General features: G+C 59.7%; 20 protein-coding genes and 1 tRNA gene. 11 read left to right on the forward strand and 10 right to left on the reverse strand.

What is annotated here, in order from left to right:
* Window positions 1-110: 110 nt before the first annotated feature.
* Genes secB through ACRC4F_RS23765 form a run of 3 tightly spaced genes read right to left on the reverse strand, consistent with a single transcriptional unit; the run spans window position 111 to window position 1307 of the window.
* On the reverse strand, window positions 111-596 hold the full coding sequence (secB, locus tag ACRC4F_RS23755) for a protein-export chaperone SecB (RefSeq protein WP_007949026.1): 486 nt from the start codon (window positions 594-596) through the stop codon (window positions 111-113).
* 41 nt (window positions 597-637) lie between these two features.
* On the reverse strand, window positions 638-892 hold the full coding sequence (gene grxC / locus ACRC4F_RS23760; RefSeq protein ID WP_438661556.1) for a glutaredoxin 3: 255 nt from the start codon (window positions 890-892) through the stop codon (window positions 638-640).
* Window position 893: 1 nt separating this feature from the next.
* A complete protein-coding gene (locus ACRC4F_RS23765) occupies window positions 894-1307 on the reverse strand; it encodes a rhodanese-like domain-containing protein (protein WP_438661557.1) in 414 nt (137 codons plus the stop codon).
* A gap of 155 nt (window positions 1308-1462) precedes the next feature.
* Between ACRC4F_RS23765 and gpmI the strand changes: the two genes are divergently transcribed.
* The 5 genes from gpmI (at window position 1463) to ACRC4F_RS23790 (ending at window position 8063) form a co-directional block, all read left to right on the forward strand.
* The gene (gpmI, locus tag ACRC4F_RS23770) at window positions 1463-2992 is read left to right on the forward strand and encodes a 2,3-bisphosphoglycerate-independent phosphoglycerate mutase (RefSeq protein WP_438661558.1); all 1530 of its coding nucleotides are present in this window, start codon (window positions 1463-1465) and stop codon (window positions 2990-2992) included.
* 229 nt (window positions 2993-3221) lie between these two features.
* Window positions 3222-4517, forward strand: a complete 1296-nt coding sequence (locus tag ACRC4F_RS23775) for a murein hydrolase activator EnvC family protein (RefSeq protein WP_438661559.1) — start codon at window positions 3222-3224, stop codon at window positions 4515-4517.
* A 31-nt stretch (window positions 4518-4548) separates the two neighbouring features.
* Window positions 4549-5868, forward strand: a complete 1320-nt coding sequence (locus ACRC4F_RS23780; RefSeq protein ID WP_438661560.1) for a S41 family peptidase — start codon at window positions 4549-4551, stop codon at window positions 5866-5868.
* A gap of 1 nt (window position 5869) precedes the next feature.
* Window positions 5870-6637 (forward strand): divergent polysaccharide deacetylase family protein, encoded by a 768-nt coding sequence (locus ACRC4F_RS23785; RefSeq protein WP_438661561.1) that lies wholly within the window; start codon window positions 5870-5872, stop codon window positions 6635-6637.
* Between the two features lie 265 nt (window positions 6638-6902).
* Window positions 6903-8063, forward strand: a complete 1161-nt coding sequence (locus ACRC4F_RS23790; protein WP_438661562.1) for an integrase core domain-containing protein — start codon at window positions 6903-6905, stop codon at window positions 8061-8063.
* 68 nt (window positions 8064-8131) lie between these two features.
* Here ACRC4F_RS23790 and ACRC4F_RS23795 read toward each other — a convergent pair whose 3' ends face one another.
* The 7 genes from ACRC4F_RS23795 to ACRC4F_RS23825 form a co-directional block, all read right to left on the reverse strand.
* Window positions 8132-8887, reverse strand: a complete 756-nt coding sequence (locus tag ACRC4F_RS23795) for a substrate-binding periplasmic protein (RefSeq protein WP_438661563.1) — start codon at window positions 8885-8887, stop codon at window positions 8132-8134.
* A gap of 77 nt (window positions 8888-8964) precedes the next feature.
* Window positions 8965-9735 carry an imidazole glycerol phosphate synthase subunit HisF gene (gene hisF / locus ACRC4F_RS23800; protein WP_007972752.1) on the reverse strand — a complete coding sequence of 257 codons (771 nt, stop codon included), beginning with the start codon at window positions 9733-9735 and terminating at the stop codon, window positions 8965-8967.
* 9 nt (window positions 9736-9744) lie between these two features.
* Window positions 9745-10482: a 1-(5-phosphoribosyl)-5-[(5-phosphoribosylamino)methylideneamino]imidazole-4-carboxamide isomerase gene (hisA, locus tag ACRC4F_RS23805; RefSeq protein WP_010464588.1), complete on the reverse strand. Its 738-nt coding sequence runs from the start codon at window positions 10480-10482 to the stop codon at window positions 9745-9747.
* A 42-nt stretch (window positions 10483-10524) separates the two neighbouring features.
* A complete protein-coding gene (locus ACRC4F_RS23810) occupies window positions 10525-10782 on the reverse strand; it encodes a DUF2164 domain-containing protein (protein WP_008024930.1) in 258 nt (85 codons plus the stop codon).
* The gene (gene hisH, locus ACRC4F_RS23815; RefSeq protein ID WP_438661564.1) at window positions 10783-11421 is read right to left on the reverse strand and encodes an imidazole glycerol phosphate synthase subunit HisH; all 639 of its coding nucleotides are present in this window, start codon (window positions 11419-11421) and stop codon (window positions 10783-10785) included. It lies immediately after the preceding gene.
* Window positions 11421-12014: an imidazoleglycerol-phosphate dehydratase HisB gene (hisB, locus tag ACRC4F_RS23820; protein ID WP_003218037.1), complete on the reverse strand. Its 594-nt coding sequence runs from the start codon at window positions 12012-12014 to the stop codon at window positions 11421-11423. Before hisB ends, hisH begins: the two co-directional genes overlap by 1 nt.
* Window positions 12015-12275: 261 nt before the next feature.
* Window positions 12276-13940: an OFA family MFS transporter gene (locus tag ACRC4F_RS23825; RefSeq protein ID WP_438661565.1), complete on the reverse strand. Its 1665-nt coding sequence runs from the start codon at window positions 13938-13940 to the stop codon at window positions 12276-12278.
* Between the two features lie 224 nt (window positions 13941-14164).
* Between ACRC4F_RS23825 and ACRC4F_RS23830 the strand changes: the two genes are divergently transcribed.
* The 6 genes from ACRC4F_RS23830 to ACRC4F_RS23855 all read left to right on the forward strand — a co-directional run bounded on the left by ACRC4F_RS23830 (window position 14165) and on the right by ACRC4F_RS23855 (window position 19175).
* Window positions 14165-14572 carry an acetyl-CoA sensor PanZ family protein gene (locus tag ACRC4F_RS23830; RefSeq protein WP_438661566.1) on the forward strand — a complete coding sequence of 136 codons (408 nt, stop codon included), beginning with the start codon at window positions 14165-14167 and terminating at the stop codon, window positions 14570-14572.
* Between the two features lie 78 nt (window positions 14573-14650).
* A complete protein-coding gene (locus ACRC4F_RS23835) occupies window positions 14651-16876 on the forward strand; it encodes an AsmA family protein (protein ID WP_438661567.1) in 2226 nt (741 codons plus the stop codon).
* Window positions 16873-17940: an A/G-specific adenine glycosylase gene (gene mutY, locus ACRC4F_RS23840; protein ID WP_438661568.1), complete on the forward strand. Its 1068-nt coding sequence runs from the start codon at window positions 16873-16875 to the stop codon at window positions 17938-17940. Before ACRC4F_RS23835 ends, mutY begins: the two co-directional genes overlap by 4 nt.
* On the forward strand, window positions 17937-18209 hold the full coding sequence (locus tag ACRC4F_RS23845; protein ID WP_010464608.1) for an oxidative damage protection protein: 273 nt from the start codon (window positions 17937-17939) through the stop codon (window positions 18207-18209). The genes mutY and ACRC4F_RS23845 overlap by 4 nt, the downstream gene beginning before the upstream one ends.
* Before the next feature lie 103 nt (window positions 18210-18312).
* Window positions 18313-18388 (forward strand) — tRNA-Phe (locus ACRC4F_RS23850).
* Window positions 18389-18713: 325 nt separating this feature from the next.
* Entirely contained in the window at window positions 18714-19175 is a 462-nt protein-coding gene (locus tag ACRC4F_RS23855; protein WP_438661569.1) for a DUF4234 domain-containing protein, read from the forward strand.
* Window positions 19176-19196 lie beyond the last annotated feature (21 nt).

A 19196-nucleotide genomic window follows, 5' to 3' on the forward strand; every position in this document is an offset into this window, starting at 1 on the left:
CGAGCCTGCTCGCGATAGCGGTGTGTCAGACAACATTAATGTCGACTGACACACCGCGATCGCGAGCAGGCTCGCTCCCACATTGATATTGCTTTGCTGCTTGAGACCGCTTATTGAACGGTCGGAGTCTCGCCAGCCGCCTGCATGCGTTGCAGTTCTTGTGCGTACAGCGCGTCGAAGTTCACCGGAGCCAGCATCAGGGCCGGGAACGAACCGCGGGTCACCAGGCTGTCCAGGGTTTCGCGAGCGTACGGGAATAGGATGTTCGGGCAGAACGCGCCGAGGGTGTGGCTCATCGAAGCGTCGTCCAGGTTCTTGATCAGGAAGATCCCGGCTTGTTGCACTTCAGCGATGAACGCCACTTCGTCACCGTTTTTCACGGTCACGGACAGGGTCAGCACGACTTCGTGGAAGTCGCCTTCCAGCGCCTTTTGACGAGTATTCAGATCCAGACCGACACTCGGTTCCCACTGCTGGCGGAAGATAGCCGGGCTTTTAGGGGCTTCGAACGACAAGTCACGTACGTAGATGCGCTGCAAGGAGAATTGCGGTGCGGTTTCTTCTTCGCTAGCTGCAGTGTTCTGTTGGTCAGTCATCTCAGATCCTTTCTGATCTTGGGGTCTTATAGGGAAGGCATTCAGGCCTTGAGCATGGCGTCGAGCTTGCCGGCGCGCTCAAGGGCAAACAAATCATCACAGCCGCCAATGTGGCGCTCGCCGATCCAGATCTGCGGCACGGACGTACGTCCGGCTTTCTGGGCCATGGCGGCACGCACCTGCGGCTTGCCATCGACCTTGATCTCTTCGAAGGCCACGCCTTTGTTCTGGAGCAATTGCTTGGCCCGGGAACAATAACCGCAGTAATCGCTGGAATAGACGACGACGTTGCTCATATCACTTCACCAGCGGCAGGTTGTCGCCTTTCCAGCTGGAAATACCGCCGGACAGCTTGGCGGCGGTGAAGCCGGACTTCATCAGTTCGCGGGCATGGGTGCCGGCGGTCTGGCCCATGGCGTCGACCAGGATAATGGTCTTGGCCTTGTGCTTTTCCAGTTCGGCAATGCGAGCGGTCAGTTTGTCGTGAGGAATATTCAACGCGCCGACAATGTGACCGGCTGCGAAATCCTTGACCGGACGAATGTCGATCACAACGCCGGCGTCCTTGTTGACCAGCCCGGTCAGTTCACCGGTGCTCAGGCTGCGGCCGCCGCCTTGCATCTGATAAGCGATCAGCAACGCCAGCAGTACGACAAAGATACCGACGAGCAGATAGTGATTAGTGGCGAATTGAATCAGGTTAGCAACCATCGAAGGAGGTTCCAGGGCGTTAAAATGTCGGCCAGTATACACAGCCCCTATGGTGGGCCAAACCCCGTCCGGCGGTGACGTGGCCGGAACTTCGCTTTAAACTGCCACTCCCTTTTTCATTGCCCCTCTTTTCATTAAGCCAACGAGCGGAATCCATGACTACCACGCCTAAACCTTTGGTCCTGATTATTCTCGACGGCTTCGGTCACAGTGAGAGCCCTGAATCCAATGCCGTGTTTGCGGCGAAGAAGCCCGTGCTGGACCGCTTGTGGGCCACTGTGCCGAACGGCCTGATCTCCGGCAGCGGCATGGACGTCGGCCTGCCCGACGGCCAGATGGGCAACTCCGAAGTCGGCCACATGAACCTGGGCGCCGGTCGCGTGGTGTATCAAGACTTCACCCGCGTGACCAAATCGATCCGCGACGGCGAGTTTTTCGAGAACCCGACCATCTGCGCCGCGGTGGATAAAGCCGTTGCTGCGGGCAAAGCCGTGCACTTCATGGGCCTGCTGTCCGATGGCGGCGTCCACAGCCACCAGGATCACCTGGTCGCCATGGCCGAACTGGCCTACAAGCGCGGCGCCGAAAAAATCTACCTGCACGCCTTCCTTGATGGCCGCGACACGCCACCGAAAAGCGCCCAGTCGTCCATCGAGCTGCTCGACGCGACCTTCCAGGCCCTCGGCAAAGGCCGGATCGCCAGCATTGTCGGCCGTTATTTCGCCATGGACCGTGACAACCGTTGGGACCGCGTGTCCCAGGCCTACAACCTGATCGTCGACGGCAACGGCGAATTCAACGCCGCCACCGCACAGGAAGGCCTGCAAGCCGCTTACGAACGTGGCGAGAGCGACGAATTCGTCAAAGCCACCTCCATTGGCGAGCCGGTGAAAGTCGAAGACGGCGACGCCGTGGTCTTCATGAACTTCCGCGCCGACCGTGCCCGTGAGCTGACCCGCGTGTTCGTCGAAGACGGTTTCAAGGAATTCGAACGTGCCCGCCAGCCGAAACTGGCCGGTTTCGTGATGCTGACCCAATACGCGGCCAGCATTCCCGCACCATCGGCCTTCGCCGCCGGCAGCCTGGACAACGTGCTGGGCGATTACCTGGCGAAAAACGGCAAGACGCAGCTGCGCATCGCTGAAACCGAGAAATACGCCCACGTGACCTTCTTCTTCTCCGGCGGTCGCGAAGAACCGTTCCCGGGCGAAGAACGCATCCTGATCCCGTCGCCGAAAGTCGCCACCTATGACTTGCAGCCGGAAATGAGCGCCCCGGAAGTCACCGACCGCATCGTCGACGCGATCGAAAACCAGCGTTACGACGTGATCGTGGTCAACTACGCCAACGGCGACATGGTCGGCCACAGCGGCGTGTTTGATGCGGCGGTGAAAGCCGTTGAATGCCTGGACCTGTGCGTTGGCCGAATCGTTGATGCGCTGGACAAGGTTGGCGGTGAAGCGCTGATCACGGCCGACCACGGTAACGTCGAGCAGATGTCCGACGAATCCACTGGCCAGGCTCACACGGCTCACACCACGGAGCCGGTGCCGTTCATCTATGTCGGCAAGCGTGACTTCAAGGTGCGTGATGGCGGCGTGCTGGCGGATGTTGCGCCGACGATGCTGATGTTGCTGGGGATGGAAAAACCGTCTGAGATGACCGGTACTTCGATTCTGGTGTAACTCAACCTTCCAAACACCACCAAATCCTGTGGGAGCTAGCCTGCTAGCGATTGCGGAGTGTCAGCCAACATCAATGTTGCCTGACTCACCGCATTCGCTAGCAGGCTAGCTCCCACATTGGTTTTCAGTGTTTTGCAGGCCGGTTATCACACAACCCCAATTGGGCGTTTTTTTTGCGGCGCTTGGCGGGCATACTAGGCCGTCCCTTTCCCTGGTGTCGCCCGCCTCTATGCTTCGCGTCCTGATAGCCCTTGCTCTGACCTGCCTGCTCCAACCGGCCTTCGCGGATGAGCGCGCGCAAACCCAACAACAGTTGGACGCCACGCGTCAGGACATTGCCGAGCTGAAAAAACTGCTGGGCAAGCTGCAGGAAGAAAAATCCGGTGTGCAGAAAGACCTCAAAGGCACCGAGACCGAGATGGGCAAGCTCGAGAAACAGGTCGAAGCCCTGCAAAAAGAGCTGAAGAAAAGCGAATCCGAGCTGCAGCGACTCGATGGTGAGAAAAAAAAACTCCAGAGCGCGCGCACTGAACAGCAAAGACTGATCGCCATTCAGGCCCGTGCGGCCTACCAGAACGGCCGTCAGGAGTACTTGAAACTGCTGCTGAACCAGCAGAACCCGGAAAAATTCGCCCGCACCCTCACCTATTACGACTACCTGAGCCAGGCCCGTCTGGAGCAGTTGAAGAATTTCAATGAAACCCTGCGCCAACTGGCCAATGTCGAAAAAGACATCGCCCTGCAGCAGGCGCAATTGTTGGTGCAGAAAAGCAGCCTCGACAGCCAGCGGGACGAACTCGACAAGGTTCGCAAGGAACGCCAGCAAGTTCTGGCCAAGCTGAGCGACGACGTGAAGGCCCGCGACCAGAAGCTGGCCGCCCGCGAGCAGGATCAGGCAGACCTGTCTAAAGTCCTTAAAACCATCGAAGAAACCCTGGCCCGCCAGGCTCGAGAGGCTGAAGAAGCGCGACAAAAAGCGCTCATCGCCCAGCAGGAAGCCGAAAAAAAGCGTTTACGTGAGGCTCAGGAACTGGCGGATGCCACGACTGATGCCCCACGCAAACCCGTTAAATCGACACCCGGCGCACTGGTTTCAAGTTCAGGCGAGACCTTTGGCGGCCCCTTTGCTTCAAGCCGGGGAAAACTTCCGTGGCCCGTTGATGGTCGACTGCTTGCGCGCTTCGGTGAATCCCGTGGCGACGATACCCGTACCAAGTGGGACGGCGTGATGATCAGCGCCTCCGCCGGCAGCCAGGTACACGCCGTGCATGGCGGTCGCGTGGTGTTTGCCGACTGGCTGCGTGGCGCCGGACTGCTGGTGATTCTCGACCACGGCAACGGTTTTTTGAGTCTTTATGGTCACAACCAGACGCTGCTCAAGTCTGCGGGTGACGTGGTAAAAGCCGGTGAGTCCATCTCCACTGTCGGTAGCAGTGGCGGGCAGGACACTCCAGCGTTGTATTTCGCTATTCGTCAGCAGGGTCACCCGAGTGATCCGGCGCAATGGTGTCGTGCGCAAGGATAAGTACGCCACCTACTTCAGGAGTTCGTTCGACATGCTGCATTTGTCCCGCCTTACCTCGCTGGCCCTGACGATCGCCCTGGTGATCGGCGCGCCTCTGGCGTTCGCCGCTCAACCGGCCCCGGCGATCGCGCCTGCGGGCACTGCTGCGACCACCAAGGCGCCGCTGCCTCTGGAAGAGTTGCGCACCTTTGCCGAGGTCATGGATCGGATCAAGGCAGCCTATGTCGAGCCGGTGGACGACAAGACCCTGCTGGAAAACGCGATCAAGGGCATGCTCAGCAACCTCGACCCGCACTCCGCCTACCTGGGCCCGGAAGACTTCGCTGAATTGCAGGAAAGCACCAGCGGCGAATTCGGCGGCCTGGGCATCGAAGTCGGCGCCGAAGACGGTTTCATCAAAGTGGTTTCGCCCATCGATGACACCCCGGCCTCCAAGGCTGGCATCCAGGCTGGTGATTTCATCGTCAAGATCAACGGCCAGCCGACTCGCGGCCAGAGCATGACCGAAGCCGTGGACAAGATGCGCGGCAAGATCGGCCAGAAAATCACCCTGACCCTGGTCCGCGACGGCGGCACGCCGTTCGACGTGACCCTGACCCGCGCCATCATCCAGGTGAAGAGCGTCAAGGCACAGCTGCTGGAGTCGGGCTACGGCTACATCCGCATCACCCAGTTCCAGGTCAAGACCGGCGAGGAAGTCTCCAAGGCCCTGGCCAAGCTGCGCAAGGACAACGGCAAGAAGCTCAACGGCATCATTCTCGACCTGCGCAACAACCCGGGCGGCGTGCTGCAATCGGCGGTGGAAGTGGTCGACCACTTCATCACCAAGGGCCTGATTGTTTACACCAAGGGCCGCATCGCCAACTCCGAACTGCGCTTCTCCGCCACCGGCAAAGACGAAAGCGAAGCCGTGCCAATGGTTGCCCTGATCAACGGCGGCAGCGCCTCGGCCTCGGAAATTGTTGCTGGTGCCCTTCAGGATCAGAAACGCGCAGTGGTCATGGGCACCACCAGTTTCGGCAAAGGCTCGGTGCAAACCGTACTGCCGCTGAACAATGATCGCGCACTGAAGATCACCACGGCGCTGTACTACACGCCGAACGGCCGATCGATCCAGGCCCAGGGCATCGTGCCGGACATCGAAGTGCGCAAGGCCAAGATCACCAATGAACAGGATGGCGAATACTTCAAGGAAGCCGATCTGCAGGGTCACCTGGGCAATGGCAACGGCGGCGCCGACAAACCGACCGGTTCCAGCAGCAAAGCCAAGGCAATGCCACAGGATGACGATTACCAGTTGGCCCAGGCCCTGAGCCTGCTTAAAGGGCTGAGCATCACCTCCGGCCGCTGAGATGCGTCTGCGGTTAGTCCTCGGCCTGCTGTGCTGTCTGGCGGGTGTTGCTCATGCAGCGCCTGCCCCTCAGAAGGCCTACCTCACGTTGATCATCGATGACCTGGGGCAGAACCTGCCCCGGGATCGCCGTGTGCTTGCCCTGCCCGGGCCGGTGACTGCGGCGATCATGCCCGACACGCCCCACGCCACTGAATTCGCCCGCGAGGCTCATCGCGCCGGCAAGATCGTCATCCTGCACATGCCCATGGACCCGGCCACCGGCCCGTTCGCCTGGCATCCCGAGCTGCCCATCGAAGAACTTGAGAAACGCCTGAACGCGGCGCTCAGGGTCGTGCCTTATACCGCCGGCATCAACAATCACATGGGCAGCCGCATGACCGCTCAGCGACCGGCCATGGCCTGGTTGATGGCGGACTTGCAGCGTCGGCACAAGCTCTTCGTCGACAGCCGCACCAGCGCGCAGACCGTCGCGGCGGCGGAGGCGCAGAAGATTGGATTAGCGAGCGTTTCCCGGGACGTGTTCCTCGATGATGAGCGCACCGAAGCGGCGATTTTCACGCAGCTACAGACGGCGATCGACCTGGCACGAAGGCAGGGTTCGGCGGTGATGATCGGGCATCCGTATCCGCAGACATTGGCGGTATTGGAGCGGGAGTTGCCGAAGCTCAAGGCTCAGGGGATTGAGTGGATTGATATCAAACAGATGATCAGCGTGCGCGGCAATCGCGCGACGGCTGCTCACGGGAAGGATGGGGTTTATCGGTAGAGCCTGAAGAGCCCCCCTCACCCTAACCCTCCCGAAACGTCGGACCGCCCCAAGGGGCGAGGGGACTGACCGAGGTGTTCTTGGGAATTACATCGACCTGAAATATCGAGTCGACCTCAGGATTTGAAAGCCTTGGAGATCGGCTCCCTTTCCCCCTCTCCCCTTTGGGGAGAGGGCTGGGGTGGGTAAAAACCGGGTACATCCTTTACGTTTGAGACCGGGGACATGGTTTACAGGTATCAATCATGGTCAGGAGGTACTGACCATGCCCTGGAATCGAGAGTCCCCGATGGATCAGCGAGTGAAATTAATCCATGACTGGCTTAGCGGCAGTTACAGCAAGAGCCAGCTGAGTCGACGATATGGCGTTAGCCGCCCGACGGTCGATAAGTGGCTTGATCGGTATGCAACCTGCGGCGTAGATGGCTTGAAAGAGCGCTCGCGAAAACCGCTGAGCTGTCCGCACCAAACCAGCGATGAAATCATTGCCACGTTGCTTGCGAAGAAAAGCGAGCACCCGGATCGCGGGCCGAAGCAACTGATCCAGCGCCTGCGCAATGCCCAGCCGCAGATCGCTTGGCCGGCCGCCAGCACCGCTGGCGAGTGGCTGAAAAAGGCCGGGCTGGTGATTCCTCGACGGCTGCGCCAGCCCCGTCCGCATGGGCCAGTGCATCTACGTCAGGCCGACGAACCCAATCAAACCTGGTGCGCCGATTTCAAAGGGCAATTCAAAACCCAGGACGGCCACTGGTGCTATCCGCTGACCATCACCGACCATGCCAGTCGCTATCTTCTGGCGTGCCGGGCGCTTCCCAGCACCCACGGTGAACCTACGCGTCAGGGCTTCGAGTGGGCGTTCCGGGAGTTCGGCATGCCTGATGTGATCCGCACCGATAACGGTGCTCCATTTGCGTCGACAGGCTTGGCCCGCCTTTCCAGGCTGTCCGTCTGGTTCATTAGGCATGGTGTCCACCCCGAAACAATCAAGCCGGGACGCCCGGATCAGAACGGTCGGCATGAACGCATGCACCGCACGCTAAAGGCTGCCGTTCTCAGGCCTCCGGCGGAAAACCTGCTGCGTCAGCAGCTTGCCTTTGAGGACTTCGTACAGGATTTCAATCACGCACGGCCTCATACGGCGCTGGAGATGAAGACGCCATCGGATATCTATCTTCCGTCACTCAGACCTTATCCAGGCTATTTACCTGCGGTCGAATACGGGGCCGACGTCGAAGTACGGCGGGTGCGCAAGAATGGTGAGATCAAGTGGCAAGGGGCCCTGATCTTTCTGGGTGAGGCGCTGATCGACGAGCACGTCGCGCTGAAGGAGGTGGCTGATGGCGTGTGGGAGTTGTACCTTTGCTCTTTCCCTTTAGGCAGGCTTGAACGCGGTGCCAAACGCGTATCAAGCCTGTTAAATGTGTAAACGATGTACCCGGTCAAAAGTGTAAAGGATGTACCGGTCTCTACAGTGAGGGGTGTCCCTAACAGACGCTAGAGATACCGCGCCATGATGTCGTCCACCACGCCTTCCTTGCGCAGCTGATCCAGCGCGGCCTGGAGCTTGGCCACCACTTCGTCCGGCACATCCTTGTTCAACGCCAGATAAAGCTCGGCGCTGTTGAAACGCAGTACCGTCTTGAGGCCGTTAACCCCTTCCTGACGCGCCAGATACCGCCCCGCAGGATCGCCCGTGGCCCACAAATCAATCTGACCATTCACCAACTTCTTCGCATTGTCCTGATCGCGCAGCACCACAATCGGCTTCAACCCCTGTTTGGCTAGCGTCTCGGCAATCGCATCGCCCTTGTACGCGCCGATCTTGTATTTGCGCGCCTGCTCCAGCGACTCAAGGCTGATCTTGCTGTCAGCCTTGGCCAGCATGATCCAGTCATCCGGGCCAATCGGGCCGACCCATTTGAAGAGCTTCTCGCGGTCGGGCAAACGCGCCATCACGAACACGCCGTAACCGGGTTTCTCGAGGGCGAGCTTGTAGATTCGCTCCCAAGGGAAGCGCAGCGTCAGGCTGTAGGTGACGTCGGCACGTTTGAACATCTCGCGGACGATGTCCACGGCGATGCCGTTGATGTTCTCGTCCTGGGCGAAGTTCTTGCCATTCCTGGCCATGTTGTACGGCGGGAAATTTTCCGTCAGCAACACCAGGTCGGCGTCAGGATTTTCTGCAGCGTGCGCCCCGGTTACGAGCAATAGAGAAGCGCTGGCGAGGGCAATTAGAAGGCGTTTGAGCATGTCTGGCTACCGAAATCCATGGCGTGCCCAAGAGTGCCTTGAGCCCGCCATGATGTCCACTGGCCTGTATGGAATGTTTAGCGCATCACAATGCCGCGATGCGCCATGTAGGCCTTGGCTTCCTGCACGGTGTATTCGCCGAAGTGGAAAATACTCGCCGCCAACACTGCGCTGGCATGGCCTTCGATGATGCCGTCGGCCAGATGCTGCAGGTTGCCGACGCCGCCGGAGGCAATGACCGGGATGCCCAGTGCATCGCTGATGGCGCGCGTGACGCCCAGGTCGAAGCCGTTTTTCATGCCGTCCTGGTCCATGCTGGTCAGCAGGATTTCACCGGCACCGAGGCCTTCCATTTTCTTTGCCCACTCGACGGCGTCGAGGCCGGTCGGTTTGCGGCCGCCGTGGGTGAAGATCTCCCAGCGCGGGGTTTCGCCCGGACCGGAGACTTTCTTCGCATCGATGGCGACGACGATGCACTGCGAACCGAAATGCTGCGCCGCTTCGCCAACGAATTCCGGATTGAACACCGCAGCAGTGTTGATCGAGACTTTGTCCGCGCCGGCATTCAGCAAGTTGCGAATGTCCTGCACGGTACGCACGCCACCGCCCACGGTCAGCGGGATGAACACCTGGCTGGCCATGCGCTCGACGGTATGCAGCGTGGTGTCACGACCGTCGACGCTGGCGGTGATGTCGAGAAAGGTAATCTCGTCGGCACCTTGCTCGTCGTAGCGACGGGCGATTTCCACCGGGTCGCCGGCATCACGAATGTTCTCGAACTTCACACCTTTGACGACCCGGCCGTTGTCCACGTCCAGGCAAGGGATGATGCGTTTGGCCAGCGCCATGGTCAGTCCTCAGCCTTTGTACGAATCGCAGAAAGCTTGCGCTTCAGCGACGTCGAGGGTGCCTTCGTAGATCGCCCGGCCGGTGATCGCGCCGATGATGCCTGGCGCCTTGGCGTCGAGCAGCGACTTGATGTCACCGAGGTTGTGAATGCCGCCGGACGCGATGACCGGAATGCGCGTGGCAGCGGCCAGCGCAGCGGTGAACGGTACGTTGCAGCCCTGCATCATGCCGTCTTTGGCGATGTCGGTATAAACGATCGCGGAAACGCCGTCGGCTTCGAACTGCTTGGCCAGGTCGATCACCTGAATGGTGCTGATTTCAGCCCAGCCGTCGGTGGCAACAAAACCGTCTTTGGCGTCGAGACCCACGATCACCTTGCCCGGGAACGCGCGGCAGGCTTCGGCGACGAAGGCCGGATCTTTCACAGCCTTGGTGCCGATGATCACGTAGCTCACGCCCGCTTTCACGTAATGCTCGATGGTTTCCAGGGAGCGGATACCGCCGCCGATCTGAATCGGCAGGTTCGGGTAGCGCTTGGCGATGGCGGTAACCACTTCGCCGTTGACCGGCTGGCCTTCGAAAGCGCCGTTCAGGTCGACCAGATGCAGACGGCGGCAACCGCCTTCCACCCACTTGGCAGCCATGCTCACCGGGTCATCGGAGAACACCGTGGAATCTTCCATGCGGCCCTGGCGCAGACGAACACAGGCACCGTCCTTGAGATCGATAGCGGGAATAATCAGCATCTGGCAAACCTTCAAATTCGATTGTTCAGCTTCGCTCGAAAATCAGTTTTTCTCGAGCGCCCACAGGTCGCTTTCGATGCTTTCGAACCTCTCTTTGAGGTGCGTCTGCACATCGAAAATCGCCCTGTTGTAATAGTGCGGAGCAATTTCGCGGGTAAACAGCTCAAGGATTTCAGCCGCTTCGAACGAACCCAGGTCCAGCTCGAAGCGATCCTCCATGAAGCGCTTGATCTTGTGATTGGCCTCGTTCTCCTGCTCGGGAGTGAGGGTCAGGATCGGCGGCTTCTTCTTGACGGCCATTTACCAGCGACCGTCCCACGCAGCGAAGTTCTGCAGCAATTGCAGGCCATGGGTATGGCTCTTCTCCGGGTGGAACTGCACGGCGAAACGCGAGCCATCGGCCAGCGCCGCGGCGAAATCGACACCGTAGTGACCGCCACCCACCACCTGCCGCGCATTGCCGGCAGCGATGTAATAGCTGTGCACGAAGTAGAACCGCGCCAGGTCCGGAATGTCGTGCCACAGCGGGTGACTTACCGTCTGCTTCACTTCGTTCCAGCCCATGTGCGGGACTTTCAGGTGTTCGCCGTCCTCGTGCAGGTCTTTGCCGAAGAACTTCACCGCGCCCGGGAACAGGCCGATGCAATCGACGCCGTCGTTCTCTTCACTGCTGTCGAGCAAGGCTTGCATGCCGACACAGATGCCGAGAAACGGACGGTCCTGGCTGACTTCACGCACCAGCGAGTCGAAACCCAGGCGACGGATCTCCGCCATGCAATCGCGAATCGCGCCAACGCCAGGGAAAACCACCCGGTCGGCTTCGCGAATCACATCGGCATCGCTGGTGATCAGGACCTTGCCGGCACCGACGTGCTCGAGGGCCTTGGCCACCGAGTGCAGGTTGCCCATGCCGTAATCGATAACCGCGACCGTCTGCATTACAGAACGCCTTTGGTCGACGGCATCTGACCGGCCATGCGGTCATCGAGCTCTACGGCCATGCGCAGTGCGCGGCCGAATGCCTTGAACACGGTTTCGATCTGGTGGTGGGTGTTGGTGCCACGCAGGTTGTCGATGTGCAGGCTGACGAGGGCATGGTTGACGAAGCCCTGGAAGAATTCCTGGAACAGGTCAACGTCGAAACCGCCAACGGTGGCGCGGGTGTAGGGAACGTGCATCTGCAGGCCAGGACGGCCGGAGAAGTCGATCACAACGCGCGACAGCGCTTCATCGAGCGGCACGTAGGCGTGACCGTAACGACGGATGCCTTTCTTGTCGCCGATGGCTTTGGCGAAGGCCTGACCCAGGGTGATACCGACGTCTTCCACGGTGTGGTGGTCGTCGATATGCAGGTCGCCCTTGCTGACAATATCCAGGTCGATCAGCCCGTGACGGGCGATCTGGTCCAGCATGTGCTCAAGAAAAGGAACACCGATATCAAATCGGGCCTTTCCGGTGCCATCCAGGTTGATCGAGGCTTTGATCTGGGTTTCCAGAGTGTCGCGCTCGACTGACGCCTTACGTTCGGCCATCACCAGCTCCGCAAAATCATTGGGCGAAAAAGGCAGCCATTATAGGGGCGCGGGCGCGAAACAGAAACACGGGAGGTGATATGACTGACGGACAGAACCCGACGCTGTCGGGGATAGACATGTCCATACAAGCTATTTCGGACACCGCAAAACAAATGTGGGAGCGAGCCTGCTCGCGATAGCAGTGTGTCAGCCAACATTTATGTGGCTGACACTCCGTCATCGCGAGCAGGCTCGCTCCCACAGGGGTACTGCGTTTACTTAGTGAAAGAGGACCGCAGTTTTCTGCAGGGTCACCCAAACACCCCACGCCAACGGAATCCCCACCACCAGCCACGCAGCAATCGCCAGCGGACGTGTGCCAGGTGCCGCTTTCCACTCCAGCGAAGTGCTGGCATCAGCACCCTTGTCGTGGCCCAGCGCCTGTTCGGCGGCCAGTTCAGCGTCGGTCATGAAGTACTTGTCGGCCACCGGACGCACCAGCAGGTTGCAGATGAAACCCAGCACCAGCAGGCCCGCGAGGATGTACAGAGTGATGTCGTAAGCCGCGGCACGTTCAACGCCGATGCTCAGCTGATACTCACGCAGGTAGTTCACCAACACCGGGCCCAACACGCCCGCCGCTGCCCACGCCGTCAGCAGACGACCGTGGATCGCGCCGACCATTTGCGTACCGAACAGGTCCGCCAGATACGCCGGCACCGTCGCAAAACCACCGCCGTACATCGACAGGATGACGCAGAACGCCGCCACGAACAGCGCGACGCTGCCCAAGTGACCGAGGTTCGGGATCAGCGCGTACAGCGCGAAACCGAGGGCGAAGAACACGAAATAGGTGTTTTTGCGGCCCAGGTAATCCGAGAACGACGCCCAGAAGAACCGGCCACCAATGTTGAACAGGCTCAACAAACCGGTGAAACCGGCCGCAATTGCTGCGATCGAAGCCAGTTGCCCCGCGTCCAACTGACCGAATGGCAAGTCAACACCGATCAATTTGCCGCCGAAAACTTCCTGCAACAGCGGCGAAGCCATGCCCAGGATGCCGATACCGGCGGATACGTTCAGGCACAGCACCAGCCACACCAGACGGAACTGCGGAGTTTTCCACGCCACATTCACGTGAACGTGACGGTGAGTGATCATCGCGTTCGACGCTTTCTTCGCCGGAGCAGTCCAGCCTTCAGGCTTCCAGCCAGTTGGCGGCACGCGGTAGGACAGTGCGCCACCGATCATGAACACGAAGTAGATCGCGGCCATCACCAGGAAGCTCTGCCATACGCCGACGCTGTCTGCCGAAGCGAAGTGACCCATCAAGGCTGCGGCCAGCGGAGCACCGACCATCGCGCCACCACCGAAACCCATGATCGCCATGCCGGTCGCCATGCCACGCTTGTCCGGGAACCACTTGATCAGGGTCGACACCGGTGAGATGTAACCCAGGCCCAGGCCGATACCGCCAATGACCCCGGAGCCGATCCACATCAGCCAGATCTGGTGGGTATAGACCCCCAGCGCTGAAATCAGCAGACCACCACACCAGCACAGCGCCGATACAACGCCTGCCTTGCGCGGCCCGGCGTGTTCCAGCCAACCGCCCCAGATCGCTGCCGAGCAGCCCAGGAAGATGAAGAACAGGGTGTAGATCCAGCCGAGCATCGAGATCGGCCAGTCGCATTGCGACGAAAACACTTGCGAGATGAAGCTCATGTCCGGCGCGCAGGCCACTGCCTTGGTCACGCCCAGGGCTTTGGACAGCGGCAGCCAGAACACCGAGAAGCCATAAGCCATGCCGATGCAAAGGTGGATGGCCAAAGCGGCCGGTGGTACCAGCCAACGGTTGAAACCGGGCTTGGCGATGATGCGTTCCTTGGACAGGAACGCGGGCTGATCGGCTTTGAGGCCGTCCGCCGTGATGCTCGTGGTCATTGTGTATCCCCCAATTATTAGTATGGTTCGCCAGCCACTCTTCGCCCCCAGCCTTATGCGCACGCATGACTGTCTTTTTCAGGGTGAAGCTCCATTTTGGTGCGACATCACGTCGCAGAAGGACGGACGAACTGGCAGAGGTTACCATCTGTACGTGACAGAAAAACCAAAGTGATATCACCTTTATGTAAGTCATCTGTTCTCGTACCACTGAAGGAGCCGCCATGCCGGTCATTGTCGAACCGCTGAACGAAGCCACTTATCAGGATCAGCAAGACCTGCAAAAGATTTACCGCGACGCCCCGGACTGGCTGTTCGCCCCGTTTTCCGGGGATGTGCAGCTCATCGAAGGCTGCCTGGGCGACGGTTCGCTGATCGCCGGACGCTTCAATGATCGACTGCTCGGCGCGGCCCGTTTGCAACGGCACCAGAACGTCTGGCACTTGTCCCAACTTTGCGTACGAAAAATTACCCGCCGTCGTGGCGTCGCCGAGCGTCTGGTGAACGAAGCACAGAAAATGGCGTCGCAGTCGGGCGCGACATTGCGTTTGCTGGCGCCCGCCGGGCATCTGGAAGCCCAGGCCCTGGCCGCCAAACTGAAAGTGCCGCTGGATGTGCTGCCGCCGGCATGATCACTGACCGGTCGTCCGCTGCGGGGCGCTATACTCCCCGGCTAAATTTCGAATTCGACTAACTACAAGGACTCGCCCATGAAAGCGTTCGGCAAAATCCTGGGTCTGGTACTTCTCGGGCTGTTGCTGATCATTGTGGCGCTGGGCTTTGCCCTGACCCACCTCTTCGATCCCAACGACTATAAAGACGAGATTCGCCAGATTGCCCGCGACAAGGCCCACATCGAGCTGACGCTCAATGGCGATATCGGCTGGAGCCTGTTCCCGTGGCTTGGCCTGGAATTGCACGAAGCCAGTGTCGCGACCCTGGCCAAACCCACCGAGCCGTTCGCCGACTTGCAGATGCTTGGCCTCTCTGTGCGCGTGTTGCCGTTGCTGCGCCGCGAAGTGCAGATGAGTGACGTGCGCGTCGAAGGCCTCAACCTGCGCCTGAACCGCGACAAGGACGGCCACGGCAACTGGGAAGACATCGGCAAAGTCCCGGTGGCTGCCAACCCGACGGCGCCCGCAGTCACTCCTGGCAAACCCGCACCGGAAACCACCGTTCAGGTGGAAAAACCGGCCCAGCCGATTCGCCTGGACATCGACAGCCTGACCGTCAATAACGCTCGCGTTGAATACAGCGACGAGAAAACCGGTAAGCAATTCAGCGCCGAAAGCATCCAGCTGAGCACCGGCCCGGTCCACGACTCAACCAACATTCCGGTCAAACTCACGGCGTTCCTTGGCAGCAACCAGCCAGTCCTGCGGGTGCGTACCGAGCTGAATGGCGAGCTGCGTTTTGAACGCGCACTGCAGCGCTACAAATTCGAAGACATGAAACTCTCCGGCGAAGTCGCTGGCGATCCGCTGCAAGGCAAAACCATGACCTTCGCCGCCCAAGGCCAGTTGCTGTTGGATAAAGCCGCGAACGTCGCCGAATGGACCGGTATCAAAATCTCCGCCAACCAATTGCGTGCACTGGGCGAACTGAAGGTCAACGACCTCGACAAGACGCCGCAAATCAGCGGTGGCATTTCGATCGCCCAGTTTGACCTGGCGAAATTCGTCGACAGCATCGGCCAGACACTCCCGGCGATGGCTGAGGGCAGCCTGAGCAAAGTCGAACTGGTCAGCCGTATTGCGGGCACGCCGACCAGCGCATCGTTCGACAACATTAACCTGAAGATCGATGACAGCAGCTTCAGCGGCCGTATCGCCATCGAGGACTTCGCCAAGCAATCGCTGCGCGCAACCCTCAAGGCTGACACCTTCAACGTCGACCGTTACCTGCCACCGAAATCCGCCGAAGCCAACAGCGCGACGCAGGTGCGTCAGGCCGAAGTCGCCAGCACCGAAGCCGATGCCATGGCGGGCGCCGGCAGCACACCATTGCCCGCCGCACCGACCAAAACCGCATGGAGCACTGAACGCTTGCTGCCGGTAGAACGCTTGAGAAAACTGGATGTGGATGCCGACCTGACCTTCGGCCAGTTGACCCTCGACAAACTGCCGATCCAGAACGCAGCGCTCAAGGCTACCGGCCAGGGCGGCCTGCTCACACTGGAAAACCTGCGCGGCGACCTGTACGGCGGCAATTTCGAAGCCAAGGGCACCCTGGACCTGCGACAGGAAGTGCCAGCGCTGAATATGCAGACGCACATCACCAAAGTCCCCGTGGAAAAAATCCTCGAAAGCCAAGGGAAGAATCCGCCAGTCAAAGGCCTGGTGACGCTCAACAGTGCACTGACCGGCAGTGGCAATAGCCAGCAAGCGCTGATCGAAACCCTCAACGGCAACGCCAGTTTCGTCATCAACAACGGCGTGCTGCTCAATGCCAACCTCGAACAGCAACTGTGCAAAGGCATCGCCACCCTGAACCGCAAATCCCTCAACGGCGAGCCACGGGGCAAGGACACACCGTTCCAGGAGCTCAATGGCAACCTGACCTTCCGTAACGGCGTCGCGAGCAACCCGGACCTGAAAGTGCGCATCCCGGGCATGACTGTAAAGGGTGACGGCGACGTCGACCTGCGGGTGCTGGGCATGGATTACCGCGTCGGCGTGACCGTCGAAGGCGACAAGAGCGACATGCCGGACCCGGCTTGCCAGGTCGGCGAGAGGTTCGTCGGCATCGAGTGGCCACTGCGCTGCCGTGGCCCGCTGGAACTGGGCGCCAAGGCTTGCCGCCTCGATAACGAGCGCATGGGCCAGGTCGCGAGCAAACTGGCCGGCGAACGGATCAGCGAAAAAATCGACGAAAAGCTTGGCGACAAAGTCAGCCCGGAACTGAAAGACGCGCTGAAGGGGCTGTTCAAGCGATGAGAGCCGAGCAGTTTTCAACGGCGGTGCTGGATTGGTACGACCGCCACGGCCGCCACGATTTGCCTTGGCAACAAGGCATCACACCGTACCGGGTGTGGGTCTCGGAAATCATGCTGCAGCAAACCCAGGTCAGCACCGTGCTGAATTACTTCGACCGGTTCATGGCCTCGTTGCCGACGGTCGAGGCCCTGGCCGCCGCGCAGGAAGACGAAGTGCTGCACCTGTGGACCGGCCTCGGTTACTACACCCGTGCGCGCAATTTGCAGAAGACCGCGAAGATCGTCGTGGCCGAGTACGCCGGCGAGTTTCCGCGAGATGTGGAAAAGCTTGTCGAGTTGCCGGGCATCGGCCTGTCTACGGCCGGCGCCATCGCCAGCCTCAGCATGGGCCTGCGCGCGCCGATCCTCGACGGCAACGTCAAACGGGTGCTGGCGCGCTTTACCGCGCAAGAGGGTTATCCGGGCGAGCCCAAGGTTGCCAAACAGCTGTGGGCCAACGCTGAGCGCTTTACGCCCCATGATCGGGTCAACGCCTACACCCAGGCGATGATGGATCTGGGCGCCACGCTTTGCACCCGCAGCAAACCGAGCTGCCTGCTGTGCCCGCTGGAAAAGGGCTGCGAAGCGCACATGCTCGGGCTGGAAACCCGCTACCCGATCCCCAAGCCGCGCAAAGCCGTGCCACAGAAACGCACGTTGATGCCGATGCTCGCCAACGGCGAAGGCGCGATTCTGCTTTACCGTCGCCCTTCCACTGGCTTGTGGGGTGGTCTCTGGAGCCTGCCGGAACTCGACGACCTCGACGATCTGCAACACCTGGCCACGCAGCACTCGCTGGAACTGGGCACGCAACAAGCGCTGCCGAGTCTGGTGCACACCTTCAGCCACTTTCAGTTGTCCATCGAACCCTGGCTGGTTCAGGTCCAGGAAGCCTGCCACCACGTGGCCGAGGCCGACTGGCTCTGGTATAACCTCGCCACCCCGCCGCGCCTGGGCCTTGCCGCCCCGGTCAAAACCTTGCTCGAACGCGCGGCCGCCGTATTGAACGCAGGAGAGTTGTCATGACCCGCACCATCATGTGCCGCAAGTACAAAGAAGAATTGCCCGCCCTGGAGCGCGCTCCATTCCCGGGCGCAAAAGGTCAGGACATTTTTGACCACGTCTCGGCCAAGGCCTGGGCCGACTGGCAGAAACACCAGACCCTGCTGATCAACGAAAAACGCCTGAACATGATGAACGCCGAAGACCGCAAATACCTTCAGGGCGAGATGGACAAGTACTTCTCCGGCGAGGAATACGCCAAAGCTGACGGCTACGTTCCGCCGGCTGAATAATCCTGCTTTCTCGGGGGTCGGATCGTAAGCGACGGTAATAATTAAATATTTTTTGAAAACTTGCTTGACGACCCCCTGAAAAACCCGTTTAATGCGCCCCGTTGCCCAGATAGCTCAGTCGGTAGAGCAGGGGATTGAAAATCCCCGTGTCGGCGGTTCGATTCCGTCTCTGGGCACCAAATACCGAAAACCCTGAATCGCAAGATTCAGGGTTTTTTTATGCCTGGGATTTGATAGCAACAGTTCAGCGCAGCGCAGACGCCGGAAAAACAATCACTCTTTAAGACTCGGGCACGATGATGGCACCGTGATATGATTTTGCGCGTGCATGGAGCAAAGCCAACCTTGATCCCGATGTACCCGCATCGAATCACTCGATACAGGATAGAGACAGCGCAAGGAGTGCGTGCTTTTTACCCTCCCCGCAAGACACTGCCTCCCCCCTGCTCGACGACAGCTTTCCAGGCACGCTCCCTTCTCGAAAGCCCTGAACATGGAACCGTTATGTCCGACATCAATGAACTGAAAGACAAGATCAACACCAAAACCCTGAACATGGTCCTGCTGTCGATTGCGACCGCCGGGATCTACTTGCTGTTGTGGTTGTACAAGAGCAACCAGAAGATCAACGAGACGACGAAAATCAAAGTAGTCGACGACACATACATTATTTGGGTCGCCGTCTGCCTTGGCTGGAGCGGCGCGTTGTCGAACCTGGGCGACGTGTTGTTCGACTCGCTTTCCGGCATTCTGCTGATCGCATTGAACGCGCTGTACATCGTGTGGGCCTTCAAGGCAAAAAACGCACTGTCGGAATACGCCCTCAACGAGCACAAAATCGACCTGCGCATGAACGGGTTCTATACCTTCTTCCTGAACATTTTTTACGTGAATTACTGCATCAACGACTTGCCTGAAGAGCAGCGCAAACAACTGATCCTGCGCGGCCAGACGACGCAAGCCTGATCAACTGGCGAGGGGCAGTCT

This window comes from Pseudomonas sp. (assembly GCF_051660785.1).
Classification (GTDB): Bacteria; Pseudomonadota; Gammaproteobacteria; order Pseudomonadales; family Pseudomonadaceae; genus Aquipseudomonas.

Excerpts from the sequence above, each read along its gene's own strand:
- ACRC4F_RS23855 (WP_438661569.1), top strand. The coding sequence starts at position 18,714 with ATGTCCGACATCAATGAACTGAAAGACAAGATCAACACCAAAACCCTG.
- ACRC4F_RS23780 (WP_438661560.1), top strand. The coding sequence starts at position 4,549 with ATGCTGCATTTGTCCCGCCTTACCTCGCTGGCCCTGACGATCGCCCTG.
- secB (WP_007949026.1), bottom strand. The coding sequence starts at position 596 with ATGACTGACCAACAGAACACTGCAGCTAGCGAAGAAGAAACCGCACCG.
- hisB (WP_003218037.1), bottom strand. The coding sequence starts at position 12,014 with ATGGCCGAACGTAAGGCGTCAGTCGAGCGCGACACTCTGGAAACCCAG.
- hisA (WP_010464588.1), bottom strand. The coding sequence starts at position 10,482 with ATGCTGATTATTCCCGCTATCGATCTCAAGGACGGTGCCTGTGTTCGT.
- ACRC4F_RS23810 (WP_008024930.1), bottom strand. The coding sequence starts at position 10,782 with ATGGCCGTCAAGAAGAAGCCGCCGATCCTGACCCTCACTCCCGAGCAG.
- hisH (WP_438661564.1), bottom strand. The coding sequence starts at position 11,421 with ATGCAGACGGTCGCGGTTATCGATTACGGCATGGGCAACCTGCACTCG.
- ACRC4F_RS23830 (WP_438661566.1), top strand. The coding sequence starts at position 14,165 with ATGCCGGTCATTGTCGAACCGCTGAACGAAGCCACTTATCAGGATCAG.
- gpmI (WP_438661558.1), top strand. The coding sequence starts at position 1,463 with ATGACTACCACGCCTAAACCTTTGGTCCTGATTATTCTCGACGGCTTC.
- ACRC4F_RS23790 (WP_438661562.1), top strand. The coding sequence starts at position 6,903 with ATGCCCTGGAATCGAGAGTCCCCGATGGATCAGCGAGTGAAATTAATC.
- mutY (WP_438661568.1), top strand. The coding sequence starts at position 16,873 with ATGAGAGCCGAGCAGTTTTCAACGGCGGTGCTGGATTGGTACGACCGC.
- ACRC4F_RS23765 (WP_438661557.1), bottom strand. The coding sequence starts at position 1,307 with ATGGTTGCTAACCTGATTCAATTCGCCACTAATCACTATCTGCTCGTC.
- ACRC4F_RS23825 (WP_438661565.1), bottom strand. The coding sequence starts at position 13,940 with ATGACCACGAGCATCACGGCGGACGGCCTCAAAGCCGATCAGCCCGCG.
- ACRC4F_RS23795 (WP_438661563.1), bottom strand. The coding sequence starts at position 8,887 with ATGCTCAAACGCCTTCTAATTGCCCTCGCCAGCGCTTCTCTATTGCTC.
- hisF (WP_007972752.1), bottom strand. The coding sequence starts at position 9,735 with ATGGCGCTGGCCAAACGCATCATCCCTTGCCTGGACGTGGACAACGGC.
- ACRC4F_RS23775 (WP_438661559.1), top strand. The coding sequence starts at position 3,222 with ATGCTTCGCGTCCTGATAGCCCTTGCTCTGACCTGCCTGCTCCAACCG.
- ACRC4F_RS23785 (WP_438661561.1), top strand. The coding sequence starts at position 5,870 with ATGCGTCTGCGGTTAGTCCTCGGCCTGCTGTGCTGTCTGGCGGGTGTT.
- grxC (WP_438661556.1), bottom strand. The coding sequence starts at position 892 with ATGAGCAACGTCGTCGTCTATTCCAGCGATTACTGCGGTTATTGTTCC.
- ACRC4F_RS23845 (WP_010464608.1), top strand. The coding sequence starts at position 17,937 with ATGACCCGCACCATCATGTGCCGCAAGTACAAAGAAGAATTGCCCGCC.
- ACRC4F_RS23835 (WP_438661567.1), top strand. The coding sequence starts at position 14,651 with ATGAAAGCGTTCGGCAAAATCCTGGGTCTGGTACTTCTCGGGCTGTTG.